At 64.4% G+C, this 1,044-nt stretch carries 1 protein-coding gene; it reads right to left on the bottom strand.

The genetic code is table 11. The annotated features are described in order from the left end of the window. Nucleotides 1–15: 15 nt before the first annotated feature. Nucleotides 16–993: an ABC transporter permease gene (locus AB0E98_RS33960; RefSeq protein WP_031082535.1), complete on the bottom strand. Its 978-nt coding sequence runs from the start codon at nt 991–993 to the stop codon at nt 16–18. Between the last annotated feature and the right edge of the window lie 51 nt (nt 994–1,044).

Genomic DNA, 1,044 nt, shown 5'->3' on the forward strand with positions numbered 1-1,044 from the left:
GTCACGGTGGTTCTCCTAGGACAGGCGCACGCGCGGGTCGATGACGGCGTACAGGGCGTCCACGATCAGGTTGAAGACGATGATGAGCGCGGCGCTGACCAGCATGACGCCCATCAGCATCGGCAGGTCCTTGTTGGTGACGGATTCCAGCGCGAGCCGGCCGATCCCGGCCAGGCCGAACGTCATCTCGGTCACCATGCCGCCGCCCATCAGTGCGGACAGGTCGATGCCGAGGATGGTGACGATGGGCACGAGCGAGCCGCGCCACGCGTACCGGAAGAAGGTGTAGTTGCCCGACATGCCCTTGGCGCGGGCGGCTCTCACGTGTTCTTCCTGTAGCTGCTCGATCATCGACGAGCGGCTCATACGGGTGTAGTTGGCGGTGAAGATGGTCGCCATGACCACCCAGGGGATCAGCAGCCCCGCGAACCAGCCGCCCAGGTCCTCGGAGAACGGCACGTACTTCGGCTTCTCCAGCCAGCCGGTGCTGTACACGAGCGCCAGCAGCACGAGCGGGCCGAGGAAGTAGATCTGCAGGGAGCTGATGACCAGCGAACCGGAGCTGAACACCTTGTCGATCCAGGTACCGCGGTTCTTGGCGGCCAGCAGGCCGGCACCGAGGCCGACGATCAGGAAGACCACGAGGGAGCCGACGGTCAGCGAGACGGTCAGCGGGAAGCGGTCGAGGATCGTGTCCCAGACGTTCTGGTTGTTGGCGAAGGAGACGCCGAAGCAGGGGGCGGCACAGTGGCCGACCGCGAAGTCGCGTCCGGCGAAGATGCCGATCAGGAAGTTCCAGTACTGGACCGTGACCGGCTTGTCGAGGCCCAGGTTCTTGTGGATGATCTCCAGCGCGTCCGGAGTGCAGTTCTTGCCACAGGCCAGCATGGCCGGGTCCTGCGGGATCGCGAAGAACATGAAGAAGGTGAAGGCACTGATCAACACCAGGATCAGCACCGCGCCGAAGGACCGGCGAATGAGGAATTGAAGCATGGCAGACAGCTGCTCTCAGGACTGCGGCAGTCGGATGGGGGGTCTGGACCG

It is taken from the genome of Streptomyces sp. NPDC037389, assembly GCF_040636475.1.
In the GTDB taxonomy this organism is placed as follows: domain Bacteria; phylum Actinomycetota; class Actinomycetes; order Streptomycetales; family Streptomycetaceae; genus Streptomyces; species Streptomyces hesseae.

Bases quoted from the DNA above. Each gene is read 5' to 3' on its own strand.
- AB0E98_RS33960 (WP_031082535.1), bottom strand. From the start codon at position 993: ATGCTTCAATTCCTCATTCGCCGGTCCTTCGGCGCGGTGCTGATCCTG.